Origin of the sequence: Desulfovibrio sp. ZJ746 (assembly GCF_011039155.1) — a bacterium.
Taxonomy (GTDB): Bacteria; Desulfobacterota; Desulfovibrionia; order Desulfovibrionales; family Desulfovibrionaceae; genus Desulfovibrio.
Genome location: NZ_JAAKEK010000006.1, coordinates 101,027 through 126,876 on the forward strand (window position 1 = coordinate 101,027; position 25,850 = coordinate 126,876).

24 protein-coding genes are annotated in these 25,850 nt (G+C 65.5%); 16 read left to right on the forward strand and 8 right to left on the reverse strand.

All coding sequences use genetic code 11. From position 1 onward, the window contains the following. The first annotated feature begins 10 nt into the window (after positions 1-10). From prfB to G7Y54_RS10065, 3 genes are all read left to right on the forward strand, one after another. Positions 11-1,136 (forward strand): peptide chain release factor 2 gene (prfB, locus tag G7Y54_RS10055; RefSeq protein WP_165079183.1). Its coding sequence is split into 2 segments (ribosomal slippage): positions 11-85 and positions 87-1,136, totalling 1,125 coding nucleotides; the frame shifts between segments, so codons are not numbered across the junction. Beyond that, positions 1,117-2,007 carry a GGDEF domain-containing protein gene (locus G7Y54_RS10060; RefSeq protein WP_165079184.1) on the forward strand — a complete coding sequence of 297 codons (891 nt, stop codon included), beginning with the start codon at positions 1,117-1,119 and terminating at the stop codon, positions 2,005-2,007. Before prfB ends, G7Y54_RS10060 begins: the two co-directional genes overlap by 20 nt. Beyond that, complete coding sequence (locus G7Y54_RS10065) at positions 2,004-2,801, forward strand: MinD/ParA family protein (protein WP_165079185.1); 798 nt, start codon at positions 2,004-2,006, stop codon at positions 2,799-2,801. The genes G7Y54_RS10060 and G7Y54_RS10065 overlap by 4 nt, the downstream gene beginning before the upstream one ends. Before the next feature lie 571 nt (positions 2,802-3,372). Here G7Y54_RS10065 and G7Y54_RS10070 read toward each other — a convergent pair. Then, a complete protein-coding gene (locus G7Y54_RS10070) occupies positions 3,373-4,272 on the reverse strand; it encodes a LysR family transcriptional regulator (RefSeq protein WP_165079186.1) in 900 nt (299 codons plus the stop codon). A 133-nt stretch (positions 4,273-4,405) separates the two neighbouring features. Between G7Y54_RS10070 and G7Y54_RS10075 the strand changes: the two genes are divergently transcribed. From G7Y54_RS10075 to G7Y54_RS10090, 4 genes are read left to right on the forward strand one after another with little or no spacing between them, the layout of a single operon-like run. Next, entirely contained in the window at positions 4,406-5,461 is a 1,056-nt protein-coding gene (locus G7Y54_RS10075) for an alpha/beta hydrolase (RefSeq protein WP_206214948.1), read from the forward strand. An 11-nt stretch (positions 5,462-5,472) separates the two neighbouring features. Continuing rightward, a complete protein-coding gene (locus G7Y54_RS10080) occupies positions 5,473-6,012 on the forward strand; it encodes a flavodoxin family protein (RefSeq protein ID WP_165079187.1) in 540 nt (179 codons plus the stop codon). A 29-nt stretch (positions 6,013-6,041) separates the two neighbouring features. Further along, entirely contained in the window at positions 6,042-7,040 is a 999-nt protein-coding gene (locus G7Y54_RS10085; protein ID WP_165079188.1) for an SMP-30/gluconolactonase/LRE family protein, read from the forward strand. 10 nt (positions 7,041-7,050) lie between these two features. After that, positions 7,051-8,223 (forward strand): aldo/keto reductase, encoded by a 1,173-nt coding sequence (locus tag G7Y54_RS10090; RefSeq protein WP_165079189.1) that lies wholly within the window; start codon positions 7,051-7,053, stop codon positions 8,221-8,223. Positions 8,224-8,785: 562 nt separating this feature from the next. Here the strand turns inward: G7Y54_RS10090 and G7Y54_RS10095 are convergent. The 3 genes from G7Y54_RS10095 to G7Y54_RS12690 are packed head-to-tail and all read right to left on the reverse strand — an operon-like array spanning position 8,786 to position 10,486. Then, positions 8,786-9,484 carry a hypothetical protein gene (locus G7Y54_RS10095; protein WP_165079190.1) on the reverse strand — a complete coding sequence of 233 codons (699 nt, stop codon included), beginning with the start codon at positions 9,482-9,484 and terminating at the stop codon, positions 8,786-8,788. A 31-nt stretch (positions 9,485-9,515) separates the two neighbouring features. Continuing rightward, on the reverse strand, positions 9,516-9,764 hold the full coding sequence (locus G7Y54_RS10100; RefSeq protein WP_165079191.1) for an SHOCT domain-containing protein: 249 nt from the start codon (positions 9,762-9,764) through the stop codon (positions 9,516-9,518). A 17-nt stretch (positions 9,765-9,781) separates the two neighbouring features. Next, positions 9,782-10,486: a DUF805 domain-containing protein gene (locus G7Y54_RS12690; RefSeq protein WP_241159455.1), complete on the reverse strand. Its 705-nt coding sequence runs from the start codon at positions 10,484-10,486 to the stop codon at positions 9,782-9,784. A 143-nt stretch (positions 10,487-10,629) separates the two neighbouring features. Here G7Y54_RS12690 and G7Y54_RS10115 point away from each other — a divergent pair, with 143 nt between their 5' ends. Together G7Y54_RS10115 and G7Y54_RS10120 are read left to right on the forward strand one after the other, a co-directional pair. Continuing rightward, positions 10,630-10,800, forward strand: coding sequence for a helix-turn-helix transcriptional regulator (locus tag G7Y54_RS10115; protein ID WP_165079091.1), 171 nt, complete (start codon positions 10,630-10,632; stop codon positions 10,798-10,800). 133 nt (positions 10,801-10,933) lie between these two features. Continuing rightward, on the forward strand, positions 10,934-12,130 hold the full coding sequence (locus G7Y54_RS10120; protein WP_165079194.1) for a class I SAM-dependent methyltransferase: 1,197 nt from the start codon (positions 10,934-10,936) through the stop codon (positions 12,128-12,130). A gap of 17 nt (positions 12,131-12,147) precedes the next feature. Here the strand turns inward: G7Y54_RS10120 and G7Y54_RS10125 are convergent, their stop codons facing one another. Both G7Y54_RS10125 and G7Y54_RS10130 read right to left on the reverse strand, forming a co-directional pair. Then, a complete protein-coding gene (locus tag G7Y54_RS10125) occupies positions 12,148-13,194 on the reverse strand; it encodes an alcohol dehydrogenase catalytic domain-containing protein (RefSeq protein ID WP_206214949.1) in 1,047 nt (348 codons plus the stop codon). A gap of 49 nt (positions 13,195-13,243) precedes the next feature. Continuing rightward, positions 13,244-13,732: a cupin domain-containing protein gene (locus tag G7Y54_RS10130; protein WP_165079195.1), complete on the reverse strand. Its 489-nt coding sequence runs from the start codon at positions 13,730-13,732 to the stop codon at positions 13,244-13,246. A 197-nt stretch (positions 13,733-13,929) separates the two neighbouring features. Between G7Y54_RS10130 and G7Y54_RS10135 the strand changes: the two genes are divergently transcribed. Further along, the gene (locus tag G7Y54_RS10135; RefSeq protein WP_165079196.1) at positions 13,930-14,829 is read left to right on the forward strand and encodes an AraC family transcriptional regulator; all 900 of its coding nucleotides are present in this window, start codon (positions 13,930-13,932) and stop codon (positions 14,827-14,829) included. A gap of 422 nt (positions 14,830-15,251) precedes the next feature. Here G7Y54_RS10135 and G7Y54_RS10140 read toward each other — a convergent pair whose 3' ends face one another. Then, complete coding sequence (locus G7Y54_RS10140) at positions 15,252-16,580, reverse strand: O-antigen ligase family protein (RefSeq protein WP_165079197.1); 1,329 nt, start codon at positions 16,578-16,580, stop codon at positions 15,252-15,254. Between the two features lie 367 nt (positions 16,581-16,947). Here G7Y54_RS10140 and G7Y54_RS10145 point away from each other — a divergent pair, with 367 nt between their 5' ends. From G7Y54_RS10145 to G7Y54_RS10165, 5 genes are read left to right on the forward strand one after another with little or no spacing between them, the layout of a single operon-like run. Beyond that, positions 16,948-17,931, forward strand: a complete 984-nt coding sequence (locus G7Y54_RS10145) for a glycosyl transferase family 1 (RefSeq protein ID WP_165079198.1) — start codon at positions 16,948-16,950, stop codon at positions 17,929-17,931. Then, positions 17,928-19,067 carry a glycosyltransferase gene (locus G7Y54_RS10150; RefSeq protein WP_165079199.1) on the forward strand — a complete coding sequence of 380 codons (1,140 nt, stop codon included), beginning with the start codon at positions 17,928-17,930 and terminating at the stop codon, positions 19,065-19,067. Before G7Y54_RS10145 ends, G7Y54_RS10150 begins: the two co-directional genes overlap by 4 nt. Then, positions 19,054-20,337, forward strand: a complete 1,284-nt coding sequence (locus tag G7Y54_RS10155; RefSeq protein WP_165079200.1) for an oligosaccharide flippase family protein — start codon at positions 19,054-19,056, stop codon at positions 20,335-20,337. Before G7Y54_RS10150 ends, G7Y54_RS10155 begins: the two co-directional genes overlap by 14 nt. Positions 20,338-20,343: 6 nt before the next feature. Further along, positions 20,344-21,348, forward strand: coding sequence for a glycosyltransferase family 2 protein (locus tag G7Y54_RS10160; protein WP_165079201.1), 1,005 nt, complete (start codon positions 20,344-20,346; stop codon positions 21,346-21,348). A gap of 10 nt (positions 21,349-21,358) precedes the next feature. Then, entirely contained in the window at positions 21,359-22,483 is a 1,125-nt protein-coding gene (locus G7Y54_RS10165) for a glycosyltransferase (RefSeq protein ID WP_165079202.1), read from the forward strand. Between the two features lie 75 nt (positions 22,484-22,558). On the opposite strand, the gene G7Y54_RS10170 is transcribed toward G7Y54_RS10165, so the two are convergent. Continuing rightward, positions 22,559-23,965, reverse strand: a complete 1,407-nt coding sequence (locus tag G7Y54_RS10170) for an aldehyde dehydrogenase family protein (RefSeq protein WP_206214950.1) — start codon at positions 23,963-23,965, stop codon at positions 22,559-22,561. A 156-nt stretch (positions 23,966-24,121) separates the two neighbouring features. Between G7Y54_RS10170 and G7Y54_RS10175 the strand changes: the two genes are divergently transcribed. Next, entirely contained in the window at positions 24,122-25,669 is a 1,548-nt protein-coding gene (locus tag G7Y54_RS10175) for a glycosyltransferase (RefSeq protein WP_165079203.1), read from the forward strand. Positions 25,670-25,850 lie beyond the last annotated feature (181 nt).

The following is a 25,850-nucleotide window of genomic DNA, read 5'->3' on the forward strand; positions in this document are numbered from 1 at the left end:
GGGAGAACACATGCTCCAGCTCAGCGATCTGCGCGCGGCCTCAGGGCCGCTCACCCAGCGGTTCACCAGCCTTTGGGGGCGTCTTTGACGCGGCGAGCGACGAAAAGCGCCTTGCCGACATCGAGGCCGAGCTCGCCCGGCCCGGCGCCTGGGACAAGCCCGAGGCCCTGACGCCGCTCCTCCAGGAAAAGCGCCGCCTCGAGGACGAGGTGAACCGCCTCTCCGCCCTCAAGAAGGCGCATGACGACATGGAGGAATGGCTCCTCCTCGCCTCGGAAAGCGGCGAGGCCGAGGCGCGGGAGGCGCTGGAGTCCCTCGCGCAGGCCCAGGCCGACCTCGCCAGCCGACTCGACGAGACCGAGCTCGTCATGCTGCTCTCCGCCGAGGAGGACGGCAAGGACGCCATCCTCGAGATCCACCCCGGCGCCGGCGGCACCGAGTCCCAGGACTGGGCGGAGATGCTGTTGCGCCAGTACACCCGCTGGGCGGCGCGGCGCGGCTTCGGCGTGGAGGAGCTGGACTACCTGCCCGGCGACGAGGCCGGCATCAAGAGCGTGACCTTGCGCCTTTCCGGCCCGCACGCCTACGGCTTTTTGAAGAGCGAGCGCGGCATCCACCGCCTCATCCGCATCTCGCCCTTCGACGCCTCGGGCCGGCGCCACACCTCCTTCGCCTCGGTGGACGTGATGCCGGACGCGGGCGACGACATCGAGCTCGACATCAAGGAATCCGACCTGCGCTTCGACATCTTCCGCTCCAGCGGGCCCGGCGGCCAGAGCGTCAACACCACGAGCTCGGCCGTGCGCGTGACGCACCTCCCCACCGGCATCTCGGCCCAGTGCCAGAACGAAAAATCGCAGCACCACAACAAGGAGTCGGCCCTGCGCGTCCTCAAGGCCCGGCTCTACAACATGGAGCTGCAAAAGCGCGACGCCGAGCGCCAGGCCCAGTACGCCGGCAAGGACGCCATCGCCTTCGGCAGCCAGATCCGCACCTACACCCTCCAGCCGTACCGCCTCGTCAAGGACCACCGCACCGGCACCGAGGCCGGCGACGTGGACGCCGTGCTCGACGGGCGCATCGACCAGTTCCAGCACGATTACCTTCTCTACCGCCATGAACAGGAACACCACTGATCCGCACGCGCTCGCCCGCGAGCTCGGCGACTTGCGCGGCAGCCTCGCCCAAGCGGGCGGGGAGGCGCAGGAGCCCCAAGCCCTTCCCGAAGGGCAGGGCGCGCCGGGCGCCGCCGACAACGCCCTTCTCGTGGCGCGGGTGGTGCGCGGCTTTTCGCGCGAGGGCTGGCAGGAATTTTGCCGCGCCTACCCGCTCAGCCAATGGTACGCGCTCCCCGTGCCGGACGAGATCGTCACCGGCGTGCGCGTGGCCGACCTTCGGGCCGACCCGGCCTGCGCCACGCGGCCCGGGCCCGGGGACGTGCTTCTGGGCGCCCTCGGCAGCACCATGTTCGCGGCCCAGCTCGAACGCGAGCTTTTGCGGCTTTCGCGCCACGGAGGGGGCCTGAGCCTCGTGGCCGCGGCGCTCGCCGAGCGCAGGCGCCTTGCCACGGCCCTTGGCGACGGCACGGTGGCCCGGCTGGAGCGCATCCTCGGCGAGACCCTGCAGGGCAGGCTCGAGGCCTGCGACAGCCTGGGCGCGGCCGGGCCGGGCCGCTATATCCTGCTCTTGCCGGGCATGGGGCAGCTGCGCACCCGCCGCTTCGCGGAGGACGTGCAGGCGGCCTTTGCCGAGGCCGCGCGGCCCTTTTTCCCCACCGGCGGCATCACGGCCGGGAGCGGCGCCGTCTGCGCGCTCGGCGTCGTCCATGTGGGGCACGAACGCGCGCCCCGCGCCCAGGAACTGCTCACGCGCGCCTGGGCCGCGCTCGACACGGCCCTCGACCAGGACGAGGGCTACATCCACCAGGAAACTTCCGGAAGCCACGGCTCGACCCTGGTCCACTCCGGGGAAAAACGCTTTCTCTTTTTCGGCGGAGATCCCAAATGAACACCACCTTGAGCATTGCCGTGCTCAGCGGCAAGGGCGGCGTCGGCAAGACCAACCTCACCCTCAACCTCGCCTGGGCGCTCCACGAGCAGGGCTTCAAGGCGCTGCTCATGGATTGCGACATGGGCCTCGCCAACCTCGATGTCCTCCTCGGCATCACGCCCGAGGGCAACTTGCAGGACGCCCTCATGGGCGGGAGCTCCCTCGCCGAGGTGCTGCACCCCATCGCCAAGGGCTTCGACGTATTGCCCGCGGCCTCGGGCGTGCCCGAGCTCAACGACCTCTCGCCGGACCTGCGCGCGGGCCTTCTCGAGCGGCTGGAGCCCATGCTCGGCGCCTATGATTATGTGTTCATGGACCTGGGCGCCGGCATCTCCGAGACGGTGCAGGCCTTCGCGGCGCTGGCCGCCGTCAGGCTCGTGGTCATCACGCCCGAGCCCACCTCGCTCACGGACAGTTACGCGCTCATCAAGGTGCTCAACGCGCGCTACGGCCTGCGCGACTTCATGGTGGTGGTGAACCAGGCGGCTTCGGCCAAGGAGGCCCAGGCCACCTTCGACAAGCTCAAGGGCGCGTGCGGGCACTTCCTCCAGATCGAGCCCGTGCTGCTCGGCCATGTGCGCATGGACAAGAAGCTCCCCGAGGCCGTGTGCCGCCAGCAGCCGCTTTTGGCCTACGCGCCCGGCTCCCCGGCGGCGCAGGACATCCAGAATCTCGCCACCAGGCTCCAGCGCGTGCGCCTGTCCATGCTCGACTGGCTGGGGCGGCGCGGGGTGCTCCAGTCGCCGGCATAAGCCGCCCACTCTGCCAGGCTCTGCGCGGGGGGCGTCACACCGCCTCCCGCGCTTTTTATGTATTGCAGCGGCCAGCCCTTCCTTTATCCCGTCTGGAGCGAAGCGAAAGACGGGTGCTGGTGCCGGAAGAATCCTAAAAAATAAGATTTTTTGGTGCTTGCAAGGAAGAAAAAAATTGCGCTAGCCGTTGGCGAGTCCACGAGCCTTACGGATAGCGACAGTGGTAGCGTTGGCTGTCCTGCGCGGTAACTAACTGCTGTCTTCATCCGTAGCTTCCTGCGTCGCAACGGCTGAAGCTCCGAAGGGAGTGTACTTAAGTACTCGACCGAGGAAATTTTTTTCTGACGCAGCAAGCACCAAAGCGGTAGCCGTCGCCCGGCTTGCCGGGCATACGGATACCGACAGCGGCTCCGTTGACTGGCTGACACACTAACTAACTGCTGTCTCCATCCGTAGCTTCCTTCGTCGCAACGGCTGGAGCAAGGCCGTTTTTGACGGATAATTTCGGCGATACACAGACAGTACAAGCACACCACCAATTCGCAAGCCGAACAAAATCTTTCCTTCCCTCTCAGCGCGAAGGTATCCCCGCCTCCCCGCCAATCTCCCCGAGCAGCCGCTGGCGGAAGAGCGCCGCGGCCGGTGAAAAGCTCCGGCCCTTCTTCCACGCGAGCGCCAGCCCCACCACGAGCGCCGGCCTGAAGGGGCGGAAGACAAGGCCGCTCCCTTCCGAGACATCCGCGATGCCGTCGATGCACACCGCGGCGCCCACGCCCTCGCGCACGAGAAGCGAGGCATTGTAAAGCAGGGTATAGGTGGCCGCAATCTCCAGATGCGCCGCCGCCTCCCCGAGCCAGCCGCCGAGCTCGTTGTCCGCCATGGCCTGCGCCGAGCAGAGGAGAGGCAGGCCCCGAAGGTCGGCCGGAGCTATGGCCTCACGCGCGGCGAGAGGGTGGCCGCGCGCAAGCAGAAGGCCCCAGGCATCGCCCACGGGCAGGCGCACATGGTCAAGGCCCGCGAGGTTCGCCCGCCCCACGAAGATGCCGAAATCGGCAAGGCCCTTTTCCAGCCGCTCCGAGACCGCCTCGGCATTGCCGCTGAAGATGTGGAAGCGGATGCCGGGATGGCTGTCGCGCGTGTTTTTGACGGCGCGGGCCACGAGGCGCATGGCCCTGGTCTCGCCGCCGGCGATGGAGACATCCCCCCTGATCTCGCCGCCGGCGGAGAGGCCGCTTCTGGTGCGCTCGGCAAGCTCCAGTATCTCGGCCGCGCGCTCCGCCAGGTAGTTGCCCGCATCGGTCAGGGCCGTCCTGCGCTTGCCGCGCACAAGCAGGGGCGTCCCCACCTCGGCCTCGAGCTCCCGCATCTGGCGCGAGAGCGTGGGCTGGGTAAGGTTGAGGGCCTGCGCCGCGGCCGTGAAGCTGCCGCGCCGGGCGAGCTCGAGAAAATAGCGCAAGGTCCGCAATTCCATGGGGCCTCCCCGGGGCTCAATCATGCGTAAAAAGTATCGTATATGATAAATAATAAGTATTGGCAATAAATTGTGCGGGGCGCTAGCGTACAGCCATCCTCATCAGCAAAACCCGCTCCTCCAAGGAGGGCACATGAACAAACTCCCCTCGCTCCTGGCCGCCCTTGTGGCCGCGTTGACCCTGCTTCCCGGAGGCTTCGCCATGACTTGCGCCCGCGCCGCCGCCCCGGCGGACGCCGACAATTTTTACAAGAGCCCCACGGTGACCATGGAAAAAGTCACCTTCCCCAACCTCTACAAGATGGAGATGGCGGGCGACCTCTTCCTGCCCCAGGGCTTTGACAAGAGCAAGAAATACCCGGCCATCATCGTCGGGCACCCCATGGGCGCCGTGAAGGAGCAGACCGCCGTGCTCTACGCGCAGAAGATGGCCGAGCAGGGCTTCGTGACCCTCGCCATGGACCTCGCCTTCTGGGGCGCGAGCCAGGGCCAGCCGCGCAACGCGGTCTCGCCGGACATGTATGCCGAGACCTTCAGCGCGGCCGTGGATTTTCTCGACTCGCTGCCGTATGTGGACCGCGGCCGCATCGGCATCATCGGCATCTGCGGCAGCGGCAGCTTCGCCATCAGCGCGGCCAAGATCGACCCCCGGCTCCGTGCCGTCGCCACGGTGAGCATGTATGACATGGGCGAGGCCAACCGCAGCGGTCTCAAACACGGCCAGAGCGTGGAGCAGCGCAAGAAGATCCTCGAGGCCGCGGCGCGCCAGCGCGACGTGGAGTTCGCCGGCGGCGAGCCGGCCTACACGAGCGGCACTGTGCACAAGCTCACGCCCGAGTCCACGCCCATCGAAAGGGAATTTTACGACTTTTACCGCACCCCGCGCGGGGAAGTGACGCCCCCCGGCATGACGGACAAGACCACCACCCACCCCACGCTCACGAGCAACGTGAAGTTCATGAACTTCTACCCCTTCAACGACATCGAGACCATCTCGCCGAGGCCCCTGCTCTTCATCACGGGCGAAAAGGCCCACTCGCGGGAATTCAGCGAGGACGCCTACAGGCGCGCGGCCGAGCCCAAGGAGCTTCTCGTGGTGCCCGGCGCGGGCCATGTGGACCTCTATGACCGCACGGGCCTCATCCCCTTCACGAAGCTTACGGAATTCTTCAAGACCAACCTGAAGTGAGCGGAAAAGCGATGAAAAAGGTCTTGGTCATCTCCACGAGCCTTCGGCCCGACAGCAATTCGGACCTTTTGGCCGAAGCCTTTGCCCGGGGCGCGGCCGAGGCCGGGCATGAGGTGGAAAAAATCTCGCTCCGGGGCAAGGAGCTCGGTTTCTGCACCGGCTGCCTCGCCTGCCAGAAGACGCAAGCATGCGTCATCCATGACGACGCGCCGGAAATAGTCCAGAAAATGAAGACGAGCGATATTGTGGCCTTCGCCACACCCGTCTATTATTACGAAATGTCGGGCCAGATGAAGACCCTGCTCGACCGCGCGAACCCGCTCTTCCCGTCCGACTACGCCTTCCGCGACATCTACCTTCTGGCGAGCGCCGCGGACGAAAGCGAGCGCGCGGTGGACGGCGCCCTGCACGGGCTGGAGGGATGGGTGTCCTGCTTTGAAAAGTGCCGCGTGGCCGGCGTGCTGCGCGGGGTGGGCGTGACGGCCCCGGGCGACGTGCGGGCCAAGCCGGCCCTGCTCGAGGCCGCCCGGAACATGGGGAAGCACCTGTAAGCGCCCGGCGCGGGAATAGGGAGAACGCCATGAAAGAGTGCGTCTGCGTCGTGCTGCTCCTGTGGGGGCTTCTCGGCGCGCCCGTCCTGCCGGCCCGCGCGGCGGGCCCGGTGCCCGTGCCGCCGGCCGAGCAGGCCGTGCCGCTTGAAACCGCCCAGGAATGGCTCACGGTCTCGCCGAAAAACGACATCCTCGAGGGCGCCATTTTTGACGGCGAGGGCAACCTGCTCTTTTGCGACGTGAGCCGGCGCGCTGTGCTGCGGCTCACGCCGGAAAAGGCGCTCTCCACACTCGCGAAAGTGCCGGGCATGGGCGCGGGCGGCCTCGCCCTGCACAAGGACGGGCGGATCTTCATGGCCGCGCTCGACCTTGGGCGGAAAACCGGCGGCGTGCTCGCGTGGTCGCCCACGACGGGCGCGTTCGAGACCATCGTCCCCCCCGAGGCCGGCTACTGGCCCAATGACCTCGTGTTCGCGCCGGACGGCGGCTTCTATTTTTCCGATTTCCGGGGCAGCGCCACGGACCCGGCCGGCGGCGTGTACCACGTCTCGCCGGATTTCAAAACCGTCACCCCGGTCATCCCGCGCCTCGCCCAGGCCAACGGCGTGGCCCTCTCCCCGGACGGCAAGACCCTCTGGGCCACGGAGTTCGCCGCCAACCGGCTGCACAGGGCGCAGCTTGAAGGGCCGGCCACGGTGTCGCCCATCGGCTCGGCCGTGCCCTACCACTTCACCGGACCGGCGCCGGACTCCATGCGCGTGGACAGCCAAGGCAACGTCTATGTGGCGCTCTACGGGCAGGGGCGGGTGCTCTGCTTCGACCCGAACGGCATCCCGGTGCGGCAGGTCCTGCTCCCGGGAAGGGACGAGGGCAAGAACCTGCTCTCCACGAGCCTCGCCATCGACCCGGCCGCTTCGGAACTTTTCATCGTCACGAGCAATGAGGCCGTGGACGAGCCCGCGCTGGTCTTCAAGGCCGGCGCGCTCGCGCCGGGGCTGGCGCCGGCAATGCAATCCGGCAAAGAATAAGGAGAAACACATGCTTTACCGCACACTGGGCAAGACGGGCGAGAAGGTTTCCGTGCTGGGCTACGGCTGCATGCGGCTCCCCACAGTGGGCAACGACTACGCCAAGGTGGACGACGCCGCTGCCCTCAGGCTTGTGCGCCATGCCGTGGACAACGGCGTCAACTACATCGACACGAGCTGGCCCTACCACAGCGCGGACCCGCTCAAGGAGGGCACGAGCGAGCCCTTCGTGGGCAAGGCCGTGAAGGAGATCGGCCGGGACAAGGTCTTCGTGGCCACCAAGCTGCCCATCTGGGCCGTGAACAGCCGGGAAGACATGGACAAATTCCTCGACGCGCAGCTCAGGAGCCTGCAGACCGACCATATCGACTTCTACCTCGTCCACAACATCATGGAGCTCACGTGGTACAACGTTGTCCGGCTCGGGCTCGCGGACTTTCTCGACAAGGCGAAGCAGAGCGGCAAGGTGCGGCACGTGGGCTTTTCCTACCATGACACGCCGGCCCTGCTCGAGAAAGTGCTCGGCTATTATGATTTCGAGTTTCACCAGAACATCGTCAATTACCGCGACACCAACTTCCAGGCCGGCATGCCCGGGGTGCGGCGCTCGCATGGCCTCGGGCTCGGCATCATCGCCATGGAGCCGGTCATGGGCGGCTTTTTGGCCAACCACCTGCCCAAGGAGGCGCTGGACATCTTCGCGGCCACGGGCGCAAGCCGCTCGCCGGCGGCCTGGGCGCTCCGCTGGGTGTGGGACCAGCCCGAGGTGAGCATCCTCTTAAGCGGCATGAGCGACATGGCCCAGGTGGAGGAAAACCTGCGCCTCTCGGACGAGGCAGACACGCCGCTCACGGCGGACGAGCTCTCGGCCATTGACCAAGTCGTGGCGCTGCTGAAACAGAAAGACGAAATCCCCTGCACGGAATGCAACCACTGCCATTGCCCGCACGGGGTGTTCATTTCCTGTTGTTTTTCCATGTACAACAGCACGAAGGAATTTGACCTGGCGCAGATCCCCATCTCCGAGCACAGCTACGGCCTCGTGCTGAAAAACACCCCGCAGGAGGCCGCGCGCTGCAACGATTGCGGGCTCTGCTCCTGGCAGTGCCCGCAGGGCATCGACATCCCCACGCAGTTGCGCAAGGTGGCCCGGCGTTTCGCCGACAGCCGGGCCGGCTGGTAGGTTTCGCGGGCGCCCGGGGGAGCCGGTGAGGGCTTCACCGGGCGCCTGTGGCGGGAGGCGCCGGCGCGTCCCTGAACAACGCCGCGTCTCCCCGCCGGCTGCCGCCATGCGGGGCGAGCCCCATCCCCGCGTCTCCCGCGTGGCGGCGGCCGTTCCGAGAGGTGCCCGCGTCAGAGCCCCGCCCCTTGGCAACCCGTGGCAATTGGAACCATCAACGGAAAGGAACAGTGGCAGCGCTTGGGGTGTTCCTGGCGGGGCACTTACCTGTCCCACTCCTTGACTATCTCCTTTGCCGTATGCCCGATGCGCTCTTGAAAAAGGCCTCGAAGGATTTTTTATGATGCCGTTGTCCTTGGCTGCCTGAATGGCACCCGAAACGTCATTTTTTTCTGCAATGGACAGGATGATCGCCATCTTTGTCCAACGCGCTTCCACATTGGCGAGCAGATCCATCAGGTCGGGACGCGAGTCATTTTCATATCCCCGCATATTCTTAAGAACTTGCCCGGCATACGTATCCTGAATGGAACGTACGCCCGAGCCGATTTCCTTTCCGAGTGAATCAAAGAAGCCTCTCCTTTCCCCCAGTTGCGAGTTTATCCTTTCGAAAGGACTTTTTAATGTTTTCCCAGGTGAACTCCTCATTATTCTCCAGTATCTTCACCGTTGTTGCGCCAACGAGATACGTGAAGCCACCGCCGACCAGGGCCCCCAGGATGGAACCGAGCCCCGGCAGGAGCTTGGCAAGGGAACTGAAAACCACCGGGCCCAGAAATGCTGAGGCCACGATCAGCAGGAGCCCGATGCCCGGCTTGCGGCCATACCTGCCGCAGAGTTTGTGCATCAGGAAAAACTGGGTGAGGATAAGCAGGGGTGCGTCGGCGATGGGGAGTGGCAAGAGCCCGATGAGACCCGCGACAAGGGTGAAGGTGCTGACCGTTGTCCTGCTCTCCTTTCTGCGCTGTTCCGCCGCGGAAACCGCGCCGCCAGGGCCCGGCGTCGGAACTGCGGCAGGCGCTGTCTTTGCCGCCGCAGCGCCCTCACCGATTTTGCTTGCGAATTGTTCCGCCCGCAGACGGCAAAATTCCTCTTTTGAAAGCGCCTTGTCCTGATACAGGGCAAAGAGTTCCACAACCCTCTTCACGCGCTGCGTCGGGCCCGAAACAATTTCCTCCATGAGCAGGCAGAATTCGTCGGCGCTGACGAGCCCCGCTTCTTTCATCGCCATTGCCGCAACGATAAGCTCCTTCTCGTTTTCCATGCCTGTTCCTTGGTGAAGTGAAGGCGTTTCGCTACTGGTCCAGAATCTTTTTCTTCTGCTGGTCAAATTCCTCTTCGGTGAGGATATTTTGCTCGCGCAGTTGGGCAAGCTCCTGAAGCTGCCGCACCTTGTCGCCTTCCCCTCCAGTGATCTTCGCTATATCGGTGCCGATTTCCGCAACTTCCTTGTGGCCCCCCTTGCGCAGCATCCTGACGATGAAGCCGATGACGAAACAGGCGGCCAGGATGGCCATTACCATGGTGAAAAACAGCTTGAACATTTCTCACGCCCTCCCGGTCAGTTCGCTTTTTTTCCGACGCCCTTTTTCGCCAGCAGATAGAGCAGATAGAGATTCGCTCCCGGGATAAACCATAATATCCATAAATAGCCGGGCTTTCCCACATCATGCAGGCGCCTGATAATTGCAGTAACAAGCGGGATGTAAATGGTAATAATAGAAGCGATGAGGAAGAGGACAGCAAATATATAGTTATCTGTTGGCATTTTTATAGCAATAACTATAATAATCCTTGGAAATAATAGACCACTTATTGGCCAATATATAATAAAGAATCGCCAAAATTGTCCGCGCGTGTCACAGCCGTTGGTGATAAAGCTTTTGCGTAACACATTCCAACTGCTTTCATATAGTTCACTTAATATACTTCTTATTAAAAGGTAAGTGTTGCATTTTTGGATTGCAATATTACTACAACATAAAGTATTTGCTCTGTCAATAAATTCGTAGGTAGCCGTGCTGTCTTGGGCAATGCTGGCAAAATGGAAAAACCAGCATGTCTTTTCGGCCCCGCGCTCCGAAGGGAGCGGGAGAAGAAAGGCTTTTCTTTTTGGGAGGTTGTATATCTGGCAGCCTATTATCCGGCGAATATCAGGCGCATCGAGGAGGGCAGGCTTCAGCCAGGTGTGCGCATGGCTTTCCGCCTCCTCAACGCCATCGGCGTGGAACCCGGCGGCTTCATGGCGGCCCTTGCCCGCGAACACGCCGCATGGCTGCCGCAGAGCCCTTCAGGCATGGGCAGCGTGACGGTGAGCTATGTGCTGACGCCCCTGGAGGCTGGGCAAAAATCCCTGTTTGGCCCCTTCTGGCGCAGGCGCGCCTTGCCGCGCACGTTTCTCAAACGGCCATGGCCAGGGCGGCAGGCTATAACCTCCGCAACATGAGCGTGGTGGAAAAGGGCCTGCAGGAACCGGGGATCATGACCGCGCTTGCGCTGGTCATGACCACCGGCGTGGATGTGGAGGAATTTTTCCGCACATTGCATGCAGGCTGGCAGGAGCACAAGACGCTCGGCTGAGGGGAAAAACGGCGTTTGGCCTCACGGGCGATGCAACAGGGGGCCATGCGGGCCCCAGCCCGGCAACACAGTGTCCCGCGATTCCTTGCCCCGGCGGAAAAGTTCCCGTATTTTATCCCGTGGAGGACCCGCCATGGGATACCAAAGCTTCCCCTGGGCGCGCGGCGATTCCGAAAGCTACAAGAAGCTCATCGCGCTGCAATTGCCCGCGCTCAAGGGCAGGACCTTTCTCGACGTGGGCTGCAACGAGGGCTTTTTCTGCGGCTATGCGGAATTCATGGGCGCCCGGAAGGTCACGGGCGTCGACATCGAGCCGCGCTTCCTGGCCATGGCGAAGACGCTCTTCCCGGGCTGCACCTTTCTTTGCGAAGACTGGGAAAATCTCGGCGAAGAGCGCTATGACATCATCCTGAACGCCTCGGCCATCCACTACGCGAAAGACCAGAAAAAATTTCTCGACCTGCTCATGAGCCGGCTCAATCCCGGCGGCACACTGGTGCTCGAGATCGGCGTGGCGCCCGGCAAGGCCAAGGAGTTCGTCGAGGTCAGGCGCTCCATCGACACGCGCCTCTTCCCCACGCGGGCGAAGCTGGAGGAGATGCTTGAGGGCTACGCGTTCAAGCTCATCTCCCGCAGCGTACCGCAGGCGGGCGACCCCATCCCGCGCGAGGTCTATCACATTTCGCACAAGCTGCCCTACGCCATCCTCGCGCTGGACGACCCGCACGCCGGCAAGAGCTTCACCGTGCGGGAGATCTTCAGGCCCGGCATCCGGCGCATCTCGGGCGACATGCTCTATTACGAGGTGGCGCAGGGCAGCCGCGAGGCGCCGCCGGCCGTCACCGAAACCGTGCTGGACAACAGGGCGGACATGGATTGCTGCGCCATCACCTGCCAGGTCTTCAAGAAGGGGCTGTTCAGGGAGTTTTGCCAGTGGCTTGCCGAAACGGCCGGCCAGGAGGACTTCATCCTCGACATGTACATGCCCGCGCCCGTGCGCCCGGCCGTGGCCGGCTTCCTGGAGAGCCGGGGCTACTATGTGGTCAATGTCCAGCTCCAGAAAGCGCTGAGCCGGCCGCGCGCCCGGGAGATGGCGCCCCGCGGCTCCTGCGGCCGCTATATGGACCACCTGCGGCGGGAATTCATGATCAATGAGGAGGACTACCTGGCCGCCAACCCGGACGTGGCCGAAGCCCTGCGCGCCGGCCGAATCCGCAGCGCCTTCGAGCACTACATCTTCCACGGGCGCGCCGAGGGCCGCAGGCGCGCCCCGGCCGAAAAAAACGAAGGGCGGGAAGCCCGGAAACCCGGGCCCCCCGCCGCTGACTGAGCACAACGCAGGCGGCCTCAGGGCCTGACCACGCTCTTCAAAAGCCCCGGCCAGCCGGTGCCCTGCTTCTGCATGGCCTCCTGCAGGCCGTCGAGCCCGATGATGTCGGTGACAAAGGCCTCGGGATCGATAAAGCCGCTGGCGATGAGGTCGATGGTCTCCTCAAATTCCTTGCGCGTGCAGGAGACGCTGCCCGAGAGGCGCACCTCGTTGAGGACAAGACTGTTGAGGCTGAAGGGGATCTCGGGCGTGACCGAATTGCCCACCGCCACGATCTCCCCGCCGGGGCGCACGGCCTCGAGGCAGCTCGCCAGCGATTCCCGGCTGCCCACCGCCTCGAATACCACGTCGAAGCCGCCCCTGCTCACTTCCCGGTAACGGGCCGCGCGGTCGGGCGCCGCGCCGTCGAGGTAGCAGTCGAAGTCGCCCGGTTCGCGGGCCTTGGCCATCTGGTTGTCGTTGATCTTCGACATGGCGAGCAGCGAGGCGCCGGCCTTTTTGGCCAGCCGCCCCATGAGCTGGGCGATGATGCCGCTGCCCACCACCAGCACCCGGTCATGCAGGCGCGTGCGCGAGTGCTTCACCGCGTGGTAGGCCACCATGAGCGGGTCGATGAGCGCGGCCGCCACATCCGACACGGTATCCGGCAATTTGTAGGCATAGCGCGCCGGGCCCGCGAAATATTCCGCATAGGCGCCGTTGCACACGAAGCCGATGTAGTTCTTGCCCTTCACCTCGCGGCACAGGTGCTCCAGGCCCTGGCGGCACATGTCGCAGCGGCCGCAATACATGTTGGCCCAGAAGGTCACGCGGTCGCCCCTGGCGAAATGGCTGTCGCCCGGGTCCACTACGACCCCGCAAAACTCATGCCCCATGCGGAAGTCCGGGATCGGCTCGTCGCTCCAGCCCTTTCCGGCCTTCCACATGTGCACGTCGCTGCCGCACACGCCGCAGGCGCTGACCCTGATGAGGATCATGCCCGGGGCGAGCCCGGGCATGGCGACCTCCTTCACCTCGATCTTTTCCGGGCCGGCGAGCACCGCGGCCTTCATGGTCTTTTGCATGTCTTTCCCCATGCGCCCGCGCGCGTTGCGGTTGCGCTCGCCCGGGCCCCTACTTGCCGTTGTACTGTTCGTCCGTGACCTTTTCCATCCATTCCACGACCTTGCCGGGCTCCTTTTCCTCGCAGATGGAGATATGGGTCATGGCCGTTTCGGGGCTGGCGCCGTGCCAGTGCTTGACGCCCACCGGGCAGATGATGATGTCGCCGGCCTTCACTTCCTGCACGGGCTTGCCCCATTCCTGCGTGCGCCCCACGCCCTCGGTGACGAGCAGCACCTGGCCCACGGGATGCACATGCCAGTTGGAGCGCGCCCCGGGCGCGAAGGTGACGCTGCCGCCGCTGGAGCGCATGGCATTGTTGGCCGGATAGAGCGGCGTGATGGTCACGTCGCCGGTGAAGATGCTGTCCGCGCCTTTCACGGACTTGAGCTCTTCCTTGCGGATGATGGACTGCCCGGGCGCGTCGTCCGCAAAGGACGGGGCCGCGAAGGCGAACACCAGAAGGGCCGAAAGGATGATGCCGAAAACCGCATGCCGCATGGTCTGCTCCTTGTGTTGGGCTCGTTTGTGTGGGTCGGGGGAGCCGGGGATTTGCCCGGGGCTTCGCCGGCATATATACGAAGCGGCACCGGCGCCGGGCAAGGCCGCTTTTTGGCAAAAAATTGCCATTTTCCTTCATCCGGCTTGCGCGGGCCGCGGGCGGTGCTACCATGCCGCCACGGGGAGGCAAGGTGGCCATGAGCACTGAGGACAGGGAAAGGATCGCCCGCGCGGGCGAAAACCTGAAGCGCGCGCTGCTTGCCCGCATGCCCCGGGACGGCATCTGGCCCACGGCCATCCCGGGCGTGTTCATGGCCAGGCGCGACCATGCGGGCATCTCGGAGCACCGTTTCGACCAGCCGCTGGCCTCGCTCCTCGTGCAGGGCAGCAAGAAGACGCTTTACGGCGCCGAGGAGCACACGCTCACGGAGAACCAGCTCCTCCTCGTGGGCATGGACATGCCGAGCTCCTCGCAGATCCTCCAGGCCAGCCCCGAAAAGCCCTTGCTGACCCTCTTTTTCCACATCAACCGCCAGATCGTCGGCGACCTCATCCTCCAGCTCGGCTGGAAGGAGCGCCACAGCCCGCACACGCCGGGCATCTCCATCGCGGACGCGGGCCCCGACCTCATGGAGACGCTCCTGCGCGTGACGCGCATCCTCGACGCGCCGGAGCAGGTCCCGGTGCGCGGCGAGCTGGCCATGAGGGACCTGCACTACCTGCTGCTGGCCGGCCCGCAGGCGGACGTGCTCCACGCCATCTACGGCAGCGGCCGTTACGGGCGCCAGCTTTTCGCGGCCATCGGCTATCTGCGCGAGCATCTCGACGCGCCCGTGAGCCTCGCCGAGCTCGCGCGGGCGGTCTATATGTCGGAGTCCACGCTGTACAGGTATTTCAAGACGCTCACGGGCCTGAGCCCGCTGCAGTATTACAAGCAGCTCAGGCTGCACGAGGCGCGGCGCCTCATCCTCGAGGAGCACGAGCAGGCCAGGCTCGCCGCGGCCCGGGTGGGCTATGGCAGCGCGCAGCAGTTCAACCGCGACTACAAGCGGCTTTTCGGGCAGCCGCCCCTCAAGAGCCGGAAATACCGGGAGTAGGGGCAGGGGCGCCGTGCGGAAGCGGCGGGGGCTCCCCTGAGCACCTGCGTGCCCTTGGCTTTGGCGTGCTTGTGCGTTGGCGGTGTTGCGGTGGGGCTTGGATAATGCCGAAATTATCCGTCAAAAACAGCCTTTTTGCTGCTGGCTGCGTCAGAAAAAAATTTCCTCGGTCGAGTACTTAAGTACACTCCCTTCGGAGCTTCAGCCGTTGCGACGCAGGAAGCTACGGATGAAGACAGCAGTTAGTTACCGCGCAGGACAGCCAACGCTGCCACTGTCGCTATCCGTAAGGCTCGTGGACTCGCCAACGGCTAGCGCAATTTTTGTCTTCCTTGCCAGCAGCAAAAAATCTTATTTTTTAGGATTCTTCCGGCACCAGCACCCGTCTTCCGCTTCGCTCCAGACGGAAGGCGGAATATCTGTCAACTCCCGTGGGGAGATGGTCTGATTTCCTCTTCCGGCGCCGGCGCTCCGTTGACCACGGCGCCGATCATGACGCCGAGGTGGCTCATGGCGAGCGCGAGCCACCAGATGCGGTAAAAGTCGTGGCCGAAGATGCCGTTGACGAGCCAGCCGGCATAGCCGAGCCAGAACCAGGCCGCGAGCCGCCAGTAAACGCCGCTGCCGGGCTGGCGGCACTCGGCCGCGAGCCGCGGGCGGATCTTGCGCCAGCCCCACCACAAAAAGCCCAGCAAAAAGACCATGCCGAGGCTGAAGCCGACGATGCCGTGCGCGTAGAGCAGGTCGAGGTACAGGTCGTGCGGGTGGCTGATGGTGATGGCGTCGTGGGCCGGCTTGAGGCCCAGTTCGCGGAAGGCCGCGTTGTAGCGGCCCGCGCCCGCGCCCAGCCACGGGTGCTCCAGAAAGACGCGCCAGGCCAGCTCCCAGAGGCTCCAGCGGCCGTCGCCGGCGATGCGCTCCACATGCAGCCTCGGGGCCTGGCAGAGGTAAAAGGCGGCGAAGACGAGGGCCGGGCCCACGACGGCGCGCACGACGCGCGACAAGCCCCCGCGCAGGATCTGCCAGAGGCCCACGGCCGCGGCGATGGCGAGCATGCCGCTGCGGCTGGCCGCGCCGATGCAAAGGAAGAAGGCCGGCCAGAACAGTGCCAGAAAGAGCAGGGCCGAGGCGCACCGGCCCAGGCCGCGCCGCAGGATGAACCACACGCCGAAAGCCGGGATGAGGGCGAGCGCGATGTAGTTGCCCACCGTGTAGTCGCCGAGGCTGCCGGTGAGGCGCCGGGCATTGAGCTTGTAGCCCATGATGAAATCGCGGCCGGTGGCGGCCTGCCACACGCCGTCGATGCCCTCCCAGAAGCAGGCGAACACGCAGGCCCAGACAAGGCGCCTGAGGTCGCGCCCGTCGCGCACGCACTCCATGGCGATGAAGGGCAGGATGAAGCCCTTGTTGACCCCGGTGCCCGCGTGCAGGAGGGACGCCACGGGGTCTGGCGAAAAGACGACGCCGATGGCGGTCATGAGGGCCGCGCAGAGAAAGAGCCACCACACCCTGAGCCGCGCGAGCACGCTCTTGCGCCACGCATGGCGGTAATAGGGCACGAGAAAGAGCACGCAGACAAGCGGCATGACCTCGCGCATGCCGTAGCCGACGGGGAAGGACGCAAGCGAGAGCCAGAACGCCCAGAACAGCAGCCCGTGCCAGAAATCCGCGGGGCGCTCGCGCCGGAGGGCCGCGCAGCCCAACGCAAAAGCGCGGAACCGCGCGGTCATGCTGGCGAAATCAAAAATCATGCGGCGTTCTCCGTAGCGAACCTTCGGGCGGCCATGCCAGTTTGGTGAAGTGCGGCAATTGTGCAGCATACGCAGGAGCGGCGAAAACCTCAAGGCGGCAGTGTGCGCCTGCCTGAACAGGCAGCCGAAAAAACAGGAGAATAAATTAATCTGGCAAATTGCCGCGCTCCATATTATTACATCCCTGAAAACGAGGAAGCCGCGAGGCGGCGTCAAAAAAACGGGGCGAGCCCCTCCCTTGGGAGGACGGCCCGGCAGGGCCTTCCCGACGTCTGCGAAAAGCGCCGGGCCCGCCGGCTGGCGGGAATTTCGATGCCGGCGCGCACCTATGGAGGCGGCCGCCCGTTTTGCCAAAGAGCCCGGGACGATGCCAAAGCCCATCTATGTGATCATTTCGCTGGACGTGGAGGAAGAGGGCCTGTTTCAAGGCGCCTATGCCCGCCATGTGGCCGGCGTGCGCAATGTGGCGTGGCTCAGGGGGCTTGAGCCGCTGCTCGCGCGCGGGGTCAGGCCCACGCTCTTCTGCGCGCACAGCGTCTTCACGGACAAGAGCGCCTGGCCCGTGCTGGAAGGTCTGCGCGACCGCCACGGCGCGGAAATCGGCGCGCACCTCCATTTCTGGAACACACCGCCGCTCTCCCCGGGGCCGGACGTGCTCGACGCGGTGCCGGCCTGCGAGCTCGGGCAGGGCCTTCTCGCGGCCAAGCTCGAGAGCCTGCTCAAGGCCGGGCGCGACTTTCAGGGGGCCGACATCAGGGCCTTCCGCATGGGCCGCTGGGACATGCACAAGAAGCACTGGCCGCTGCTTTTCGAGGCCGGCGTGGAAGCGGACGCCTCCGTGCGGCCGCTCTACGGCATGGCGACGGCCCAAGAGGGCCCGGACCACTTCGCCGCGCCCGGCCAGCCCTACTGGATGGAGCACGGTGGCCGGCGCATGCTTGAGGCGCCGCTCACGGTGGCGCCCCTTTCGCGCATTGCCGCAAAACTGCATATGCTGCCGCAAAACACACTGGGCAAAAAGGCGCGCGCCTTCATGCGCCACTGGAACACCATGGCCCTCCTGCCCGCCTATCACCCGCTCTGGAGCCTGAAACTGACCTCACGGCTGTGCCTTGACCGCGGAAATGTTCTTGTGGCCACCTGGCATTCCTCGGAAATGATGCCCGGGGGCGCGCCCCACATGCCGGATGCCGCGGCCGTCGAGGGCATGGTCGGGAGGGTCGCCGCGTGGCTCGACTGGCTTGCGAAGCATTGGGACGTGCGGTTCCTGACCCTCACGGAACTGGCCGCGCTCTGGAAAGAACACAACCCTCAGCCCGTGCCCGCCGGGCCCGGTGACTGGCGCCCATGACGACCGCAACGAGCCACAAGGGTACCGCCCTCATGAAAAAGCCGCATGTGGCGCATGTGGTGGAATCCTTCGGCGCCGGCTGCCTCACTTCCGTGGCCACGCTCTGCCGCATGATGCGGGATGACTTCCGCTTTTCCGTCATCCATTCCATGAGGCCGGAAACGCCCGCGAATTTCCGGGAGCTCTTCCCGCCAGAGGTGGAATTCCATTACCTGCCGGAAATGGAAAACCGCATCCATCCTCTCAAGAACTTCCGGGCCTGGCGCGCGCTCAGAGCCGCGCTCAAAAATACAGCGCCGGACGTTCTGCACTGCCATTCCTCCATCGCCGGCTTCCTCGGGCGCATGGCGGCTTTTTCCGGCGCGTGGCCCGTGCTCTACAGCCCGCGCGGCTATTCCTTCCTCAGGGACAATATCGGCCCCTTCAACAGGGCGGCCTGCACGGCCATGGAGTGGCTGGCCGCCCGGGGCAACAGCATCACCGTGGCCTGCGGCGAGGAGGAATACGCCTGCGCCACTCGCCTCGCGCCCAAGGAAAAATGCTTTTTCATCCCCAACGCGCTCGACCTCGCCGCCATCGACGCCTGCGCGGGCGCCCCGGCGGAAAAAGCCCCCGGGGAGCCCCTGCTCGCCGGCACATGCGGGCGCCTCTCCCTGCAGCGGAATTACGCCTACTTTTCCAAGGTGGCGAAGCTCGTGGACGAGGCCCGCTGGACGTGGCTGGGCGCGCCGGAGGCTACTGGCCTCCTCCCGGAAAGCGTGGCGCGCACCGGCTGGCTCACCCGGGAGCAGGCGCTTTCAGGCATGGCGAAGCTGGACATCTATGTTCATTCCTCCGCGTGGGACGGCCTTTCCAACACCCTGCTCGAGGCCATGGCCCTCGCAAAGCCCGTGGTCGCCACGGACATCCCGGCCAACCGCGCCGTGGTCGAGGACGGGGTGACCGGCTTCCTTTGCCGGGACGAGGCGCACATGGCGGAGACGGTGAAAAAGCTCCTTGCCGATGCAGGGCTTCGGGCCCGGGTCGGCCGCGCCGCGCGCGCCTATATCGAAGAGAAGCACGACGCCGCCAAAGTGTACCAAAACTTCGGGGCGCTCTACCGCAGGCTCGCCGGGGCTGGGCATGCGGCCGGATAAGGGCGCGGGCCCCCTCGGCCTCTTCCGGCCCCTGCTCGGGGTCTTTTTCTCCCTCGGCGCCATCAAAATCACCCAGATGGTTCTGCCGCTGCTCGCCATCCCGTGGCTCGCGCGCATCCTCGATTTGCGCACGTTCGGCATCCTCATGTATTTCAGCATTCTGCCGTCCGTGGCCGAGACGGTGCTGAACTGGGGCTTCAACCTCGGCGCCGTGCGCGAGGTGGCCTTCGCCCGCGGCGGCAAAAGGCGGCAGGCCGCCATCCTCGGGGCCGTCATTACGGCCAAGCTCATGCTCGCCGGCCTGTGCCTTCTGGGCGCGCTCGCGCTTTTGCCGGTCATCCCCTATGCCCGGGAATATCCCGGCGTCTACATGCTCGCCATCCTCTACGGCATCGCGCGGGGCTTCAGGCCCCTGTGGTTCTATCAGGGCATCGGCAAGGGCATGCGCCGCATGGCCCTGTGGGACATGCTCTCCAACCTCACCATCCTTGTGCTCATCGTCATTGTCATCAACCGGCCAGAGCGCTGGCCCTGGTATTTCGCGCTCAACTTCGGCTGCAAGGCGCTGCCCTATTCCTTTCTCATCTGGCAGCTCTCCCGGTCCTGGCCCTTCCGCCTGGGCATCAGGGGCGCCCGGCGCATCCTGCGCACGACGCGGACGCTGTTCGCCAATGCCCTTACCATCATGGTCCATACGCAGACCGCGAAACTGGTGCTCGGCTATTTTCTCCCGCCGGCCGAGATGGGCATCTACCTCGCCGCGGACAAGATCATCAAGGCCGTGGCCGACGCGAGCGAGCCCGTGACCCAGACCATCTATCCCGAAGTGTGCGCCCTGCGCCACGGGGGCACCGAAACGGCCGGGCAGATGCTGTTCTGGTCCTTCGCGGTGACGGTGGGCCTCATGCTGCTGGCGGCCGTGTTGCTGTGGCTGACGGCGCCCTGGCTCATTCCGCTGGCCCTGGGGGCCAAGTATGCCGAAGCCATTCCCATCCTCAACATCATGGTCGCCGCCTTGCCCATCATGGGCATGAACGCTGTTGTGGGCCCGCAGATACTGGTCGCCAGCGGTCACGAAAGAGCCTTTTTCCTGGCCTCGGTGTTCGTGGCCGCCGCCAGCGTGCCGCTGGCCATGCTTTTGCCCACCTTGTTCGGGCTTGAGGGCGCGGCCTGCCTCAATATCGTCCTCGCCCTGCTTTTTCTCGCGGCACAGGCCTTCTGCATCAAAAAATATTGCCCCGGCTCCCTCTCCTTGAGCCCGGCGGAGTAAGCAAGGATGAACCAGCCACTCGTCTCCATCATCATTCCCGTCTACAATGCCGAACCATATCTCGCGGAGAGCCTCAAAAGCGCGCTCGGGCAGTCGGTGACGGACATCGAAGTCATCGCCGTGGATGACGGCTCAACAGATGCGAGCCTCGAGATTTTGCGCTCCTTTGCCGCCCGGGACCCGCGCCTCAAGGTGCTGGTCCACGAAAAAAACCGGGGCCAGGCTGCCGCGCGCAACAGCGGTCTTGATGCGTCCACGGGCCGCTGGTTCGCGTTCCTTGACAATGACGATTTGCTTGCTCCTGATTTTTGCGAGGTCCTGCTTGCCGAGGCGGAAAGAAGCGGCGCGGACATCGTCAAGGGCCGCGCCAGGATCATCGAGCCGGACGGAAGAGTCCAGGAGACTTCGCTCCAATGGCAAAGAGACATCATGGAGAAAAGCCCGCTCTGCTTCAACGACACATGGTGGACCGCCATCTACAACGGGGAGAAGATCCGCGGGAAGATCCGGCTGCATGACGATGCTTTCCTCGGCGAGGACCTTGTCTTCCTTGTGGAGGCCATCACCATGCCCCTGAAAGTGTCGTGCATTGACGATATCGTCTACATCAATCTCCAGCGCGAAAACAGCGGCGGGGAATACCACAGCCGCTCCCTCAAAAAAATTGAGGCCACCATCGATTCACAGGCCTCCATATTGCAAACCTTGAATAAAAAACACATCTATGCTTCCGACCCCTATGGCTATCGCCTCTGGACCATGGAGGCCCTGCGGCGGCTCGGCGGTTTTCACCGCGCAAAAGAGGGCGAGCGCGAGACGGCCCTGAGGCTCTGCGCGGCCAAGGCGCCGCAGGTGGCCTCGCTCATCCGCTGCGACTATCCGGGCGCCAGGAGATTCCTCATGCCGCTCGCGCTAAAAATTTTAACGGATGACCGGCTGCTCTTCGCCCGGCTCTTCATCTTCCGCTGCTATGGGCTTGTGAAAAAACTCAGGCGCCCCAGGGGCCAGTAGGAGGCATGGCATGCTCAAATGCCTGTTCATCATGCACGACTGGGCCGGCGGCGCGGAAAAGATCAGCCTCAATGTGGCCAAGTGCCTCGACAGGGCAACCGTGGAGCCCACGGTCTGCTGCCTGCACCACCTGCCAAAGCTCGCCGCCATGCTGCCGGAGGGGCAAAACTTCTCCATGCCCGCCAAGCCGGGGCTGCTGCCCAAGCTCAGGCATTTCTGGAAGATCCGCCAAATGGCGGCTGAGAGCGACGCGGTGGTCGGCACCGTGCAGCTGCAAAGCATCTTGGCGGCCGCACTGCTCGCCCCGGGCAAGGCCGTCGCCTGGCTGAGGACGGACCTGCGCGGCAAGCTCGCCGGCAAGGCCCCTCATGTGGCGCGGCTGTACAAGGCGCTCATGGGCTGGGCCTTGCGCCGCTCCCGCTTTGCGGTGTGCGTCAGCGAGGGCGTGCGCCGCTCCAGCGCCGCGCTGTGGCCCGCCCTCGCCCCGCGCCTTCGGGTGCTCAGGAACCCCTCGGACCTCGAAAAAATCCGCATGGAGGCGCAGGCGCCGCTGCCCGAGGGCCTCGAAGCCTGCTTCCAGAAGCCCGTCATCATCGCCGTGGGCCGGCTGGAGAAGGAAAAAAACCTGCCCCTGCTCATGGAGGCCTGCGCGCTTTTGCGCCGGCGCGGGCGCGACTTCAACCTCTGCCTTGCGGGCCGGGGCTCGCAAAGGGAAAGCCTTGAACGGCTGGCCCGGGATGTGGGCCTGAAAGACCATGTCTTCTTCACCGGCTACCAGCGCAACCCATATGCCCTCATGGCGCGCTCAGCCGTGCTGGCCCTGAGCTCCAACCGGGAGGGCTCCCCCAATGTGCTGGTCGAGGCGCTCTGCCTGGGCATCCCCGTGGTGGCGACCGATTGCCCGAGCGGCCCGGACGAGATTTTATGCGGCGGCGAATTTGGGCGCCTTGTGCCCATGAACGACGCGCACGCGCTGGCCGGCGCGCTGGAAGCCGTCCTTGCCGCCCCGCCCGATGCCGCCAAGATCGCGGCGGGCAAAAAGCGCGCCGGGGATTTCAGCCTCGAGAACGCGGCCGCGGCGTGGCAAAAGCTGCTGCTGGAGACCGCGGCGGAAAGCCCAAAAAAGCCGGCATAGCCCGGGGGCGTTCGGCGCCAGCAGTTCCCGCCTTCAATATTTCCCGGGCCCCCCTGCCCCTGCCGCCGACCTTTTCTAGCCGCCGAGCAGGCGTTTCAGCCACCTGAGGCGCCCCTTGCCGTAGGGCGGATAGCGCAGCGGCAGGTCGAAAGACGGCCATTGCCGCACCACGCCCTTCAGGTTGCTGAACAGGTCAAAGCCGGCGCGGCCGTGGTAGCGGCCCATGCCGCTCATGCCCACGCCGCCGAAGGGCAGATGGCTGGAGGACGCCTGCAGCGCCACATCGTTGATGCAGCCGCCCCCGAAGGAGACTTCGCGCAGCACGCGCGCCTCGACGGCCTTGTCCCGGGTGAAAAGATAGCAGGCGAGCGGCTTGGGATTGGCGCGGATGTAACTCAGGGCGTCGTCAAGGCTCGCATAGCCGACGGCCGGCAAGAGCGGCCCGAAGATCTCGTCCTCCAGCGCCGGGCTGGTGAGGCCGGTCTTGAACACCACGGGCGCGATCTTCAGGCGCTCCCTGTCGGCGCGGAGGGCGACGCCGCAGCGTTCCGCGAGCCCGGAGAGCCGGTCAAAGGCCGCCGGGGAGACGATGCGGCCGTAATCCGGCGAGGCGAGGGGGTCGGGCCCGAGGAAGCGGCCGAACTCCTGTTCGATAGCCGTCACGAGCTCGTCGAGGATGGCGGCGTCGGCGAGCAGGTAGTCCGGCGCCACGCAGGTCTGGCCGGCATTGAGGATCTTGCCCCAGGCGATGCGCCGGGCGGCCACGCCGAGGTCGGCATCCTTGGGGACGATGACCGGGCTCTTGCCGCCGAGCTCAAGACACACGGGCGTGAGGTGCCTGGCCGCGCTCTCCATGATGACATGCCCCACGCGCGGGCTGCCGGTATAGAAAATAAAGTCCCACGGCAACGCGAGGAGCGCGTTGGCCGTCTGCTCAGGCGGGGCGCCCGGGGCTTCCGGCGCGTCGAGCACGACCCGGCAGTGCCCGGCGTCAAAGCATTCGGCGACCAGCTCCCGCAAAAGGCGCCCCGTGGCCGGGGACTGCTTCGAGGGCTTGAGCACCGCGCAATTGCCGGCGGCCACCGCGCAGATGAGCGGGATGAGCGAGAGCTGGAAGGGGTAGTTCCACGGCGAGAACACAAGCGCCACGCCGAAGGGCTCGGGGTGAACCTTGCAGAAGGCCGGCAGGATGGTGCGCCCGGGCCATACCCGGCGCGGCCGGCTGAAGCGGGCCGCCCTGGCGGCGTAATAGTCCGCCGCGTCCAGCGTTTCCGCTATCTCGGTGAGGTAGGCCTCCACGGCGGGCTTGCCAAGGTCGGCGTGGAGTGCCGCCGTGATATCCGCCTCGCGCCGGCGCACGGCCGCGGCCAGGCCGCGCAGCCGGGCCTTGCGAAAGGCGGGCGCAAGCGTGGCGCCCGTGGCAAAGAAGGCCCGCATCTCTCCATGCAGGGCGGGCAGGGCCTTGTATGACAGCTCATTCATGGGTCACGCCCCTTTGGTCTCGACCTTTCCCCGCGGCTCTGGCATCCTTGGGGGGCGGCCCGCCGCCGGCAGCCCCCTCAAGCTGTAGCGCGCCGGGGGGCGGCGCGCAACGGCCTGACACCTCCCCGCCCGCAGGCGGGGAGCACAGGGAGCCCCATGAACATCGCCTTGAAGGGCCATTTCTTGCGCGAAGGGCTCAGGCTCAACGGCCACCATGTCCACAATCTCGTCATCAGGAAGGGCGAGACCCTTGCGGACGCCCTCAGGGCCGCGCCCGCGCCCGTGGACCTCGTGATCTGGGAGCTCTTCGGCGCCGCTTCGGACATCCAGGCCCTCGGCCCCTGCGAGCAGCCCATGGCGGCGTTCTGCATCGACACGCCGCTCAACGCCTTCTGGCTGCGCCCCTGCGTGCAAAATTTCGACGCGGTCTTCGTGGACCAGCCCCAGTGCGTGGCGGATTTCGCCGGCTTGGCACCCCACGTCTCCTGGCTGCCCCTGCCGGCGCATACTTCCTATTTCCAGCCGCCGCGGCCGAAAAAGTACGATATCACCTTTATCGGCACCACCAATGCCGAACGCCTGAAGCGCAACAATCTCCTCAGGCTGCTTCGGTCGCACTTTGAGCTCAACGTCCTCACCGGGCTCACCATAGCGGAAAGCCAGGAGGTCTTTGCCGCGTCGAAGATCGTCCTCAACGAGAACTTCTTCCCCGGCCTCACCCTGCGCGTTTTGCAGGGCCTGGCGGCCGGCGCGGCCGTTTTCACCGAGCGCTCGCCCTTTGGGCACGATTTCGGCCTCACGGACTTTCAGGACCTCGTCTTCTACACGCCGGACAGCCTCCTCGAGCGCATGACGGAGGTGCTCGCCAACTACGGGCGCTACGCCGGACTTGGCGCGCACGGGCAGGAGACGTGCCGCGCCCTCTATGGGAGCGGCCCCGTGGCGGCGGAACTCCTGGCCCGCATCCCCACGGGGCGCCGGTGGGACGGCCCGGCGCACGCCGAAGCGGCCCGGTGGCACAGGATCACTTCGGAGCTGCTCTATGCGCAGCGCTTCGGGGGTGACTTTTCGCGCACCGTGCGGGCGCTTCAGGAAGTCGCGCGTTCCTCGCCGGGCAAGGCGGCCTGCGCGGAGCTCCTGCTCGGCGACGTAGAGGCGCGGGTGAAAAAAGGGAGGGACGCCCGCGCGCACTACCTGAGGGCGCTGGAGCTGGACCCGGCAAGCCCCGCGCGCCTCAAGCTGGCCCTGCTGGACATCCGCCAAAACGAGCTCGCCGCCGCCCGGGCCGGGCTGCTGGCCTATGCGCGTGCCACGCCGCTCGGCCTGGCAAAAGTCCCGGAAGCGTCCCTCGCGGGCCCCCCGACGCCCCAAGGCCTGCTCACGCTGGCCGGGGAGCTCGCTTTCGCCTTCGGCCGGCGGTGGGACATGGGCTTCAACAAGGATTTCCCCGACCCGGTGCCGGACACGGCCTTCGAGCTCGCCCGCATGTCGTGGGAGCTGGCGCCCACGCCCGACGCCCTTGACCTCATGCGGCGGTGCCTGCCGCAGCACATGCGGGGCGAGCTTTTGCCGCTCCTGCTCGCGGCCCTGAAAAAGGGCCTGCTCCCGGATGTGCAGATCCTCGAGACGGCCCGCACGGCCTATGAGTACTACGACCACGAGACGCCCGCGACCATCATGGCGGCCCTGCGCAAGACGAAATAGCTTTTTGCCAGGAGGATGCCGACCGCGCGGCCGATTAGGCGCGACCGGGCCTCGTGGCGGCTGCCGTTTCCCGCCATCATGACAGCCCGGCACGCGGGCGGCCCACACGGAGGCGAAGCACCGCCCCGGCTTGCCTTTGGGCGCAAAGTGTACCACTCTTGCCGGGGCGCGCCGGATACTC

Bases quoted from the DNA above. Each gene is read 5' to 3' on its own strand.
- G7Y54_RS10060 (WP_165079184.1), top strand. From the start codon at position 1,117: ATGAACAGGAACACCACTGATCCGCACGCGCTCGCCCGCGAGCTCGGC.
- G7Y54_RS10065 (WP_165079185.1), top strand. From the start codon at position 2,004: ATGAACACCACCTTGAGCATTGCCGTGCTCAGCGGCAAGGGCGGCGTC.
- G7Y54_RS10070 (WP_165079186.1), bottom strand. From the start codon at position 4,272: ATGGAATTGCGGACCTTGCGCTATTTTCTCGAGCTCGCCCGGCGCGGC.
- G7Y54_RS10075 (WP_206214948.1), top strand. From the start codon at position 4,406: ATGAACAAACTCCCCTCGCTCCTGGCCGCCCTTGTGGCCGCGTTGACC.
- G7Y54_RS10080 (WP_165079187.1), top strand. From the start codon at position 5,473: ATGAAAAAGGTCTTGGTCATCTCCACGAGCCTTCGGCCCGACAGCAAT.
- G7Y54_RS10085 (WP_165079188.1), top strand. From the start codon at position 6,042: ATGAAAGAGTGCGTCTGCGTCGTGCTGCTCCTGTGGGGGCTTCTCGGC.
- G7Y54_RS10090 (WP_165079189.1), top strand. From the start codon at position 7,051: ATGCTTTACCGCACACTGGGCAAGACGGGCGAGAAGGTTTCCGTGCTG.
- G7Y54_RS10095 (WP_165079190.1), bottom strand. From the start codon at position 9,484: ATGGAAAACGAGAAGGAGCTTATCGTTGCGGCAATGGCGATGAAAGAA.
- G7Y54_RS10100 (WP_165079191.1), bottom strand. From the start codon at position 9,764: ATGTTCAAGCTGTTTTTCACCATGGTAATGGCCATCCTGGCCGCCTGT.
- G7Y54_RS10115 (WP_165079091.1), top strand. From the start codon at position 10,630: ATGGCCAGGGCGGCAGGCTATAACCTCCGCAACATGAGCGTGGTGGAA.
- G7Y54_RS10120 (WP_165079194.1), top strand. From the start codon at position 10,934: ATGGGATACCAAAGCTTCCCCTGGGCGCGCGGCGATTCCGAAAGCTAC.
- G7Y54_RS10125 (WP_206214949.1), bottom strand. From the start codon at position 13,194: ATGCAAAAGACCATGAAGGCCGCGGTGCTCGCCGGCCCGGAAAAGATC.
- G7Y54_RS10130 (WP_165079195.1), bottom strand. From the start codon at position 13,732: ATGCGGCATGCGGTTTTCGGCATCATCCTTTCGGCCCTTCTGGTGTTC.
- G7Y54_RS10135 (WP_165079196.1), top strand. From the start codon at position 13,930: ATGAGCACTGAGGACAGGGAAAGGATCGCCCGCGCGGGCGAAAACCTG.
- G7Y54_RS10140 (WP_165079197.1), bottom strand. From the start codon at position 16,580: ATGATTTTTGATTTCGCCAGCATGACCGCGCGGTTCCGCGCTTTTGCG.
- G7Y54_RS10145 (WP_165079198.1), top strand. From the start codon at position 16,948: ATGCCAAAGCCCATCTATGTGATCATTTCGCTGGACGTGGAGGAAGAG.
- G7Y54_RS10150 (WP_165079199.1), top strand. From the start codon at position 17,928: ATGACGACCGCAACGAGCCACAAGGGTACCGCCCTCATGAAAAAGCCG.
- G7Y54_RS10155 (WP_165079200.1), top strand. From the start codon at position 19,054: ATGCGGCCGGATAAGGGCGCGGGCCCCCTCGGCCTCTTCCGGCCCCTG.
- G7Y54_RS10160 (WP_165079201.1), top strand. From the start codon at position 20,344: ATGAACCAGCCACTCGTCTCCATCATCATTCCCGTCTACAATGCCGAA.
- G7Y54_RS10165 (WP_165079202.1), top strand. From the start codon at position 21,359: ATGCTCAAATGCCTGTTCATCATGCACGACTGGGCCGGCGGCGCGGAA.
- G7Y54_RS10170 (WP_206214950.1), bottom strand. From the start codon at position 23,965: ATGAATGAGCTGTCATACAAGGCCCTGCCCGCCCTGCATGGAGAGATG.
- G7Y54_RS10175 (WP_165079203.1), top strand. From the start codon at position 24,122: ATGAACATCGCCTTGAAGGGCCATTTCTTGCGCGAAGGGCTCAGGCTC.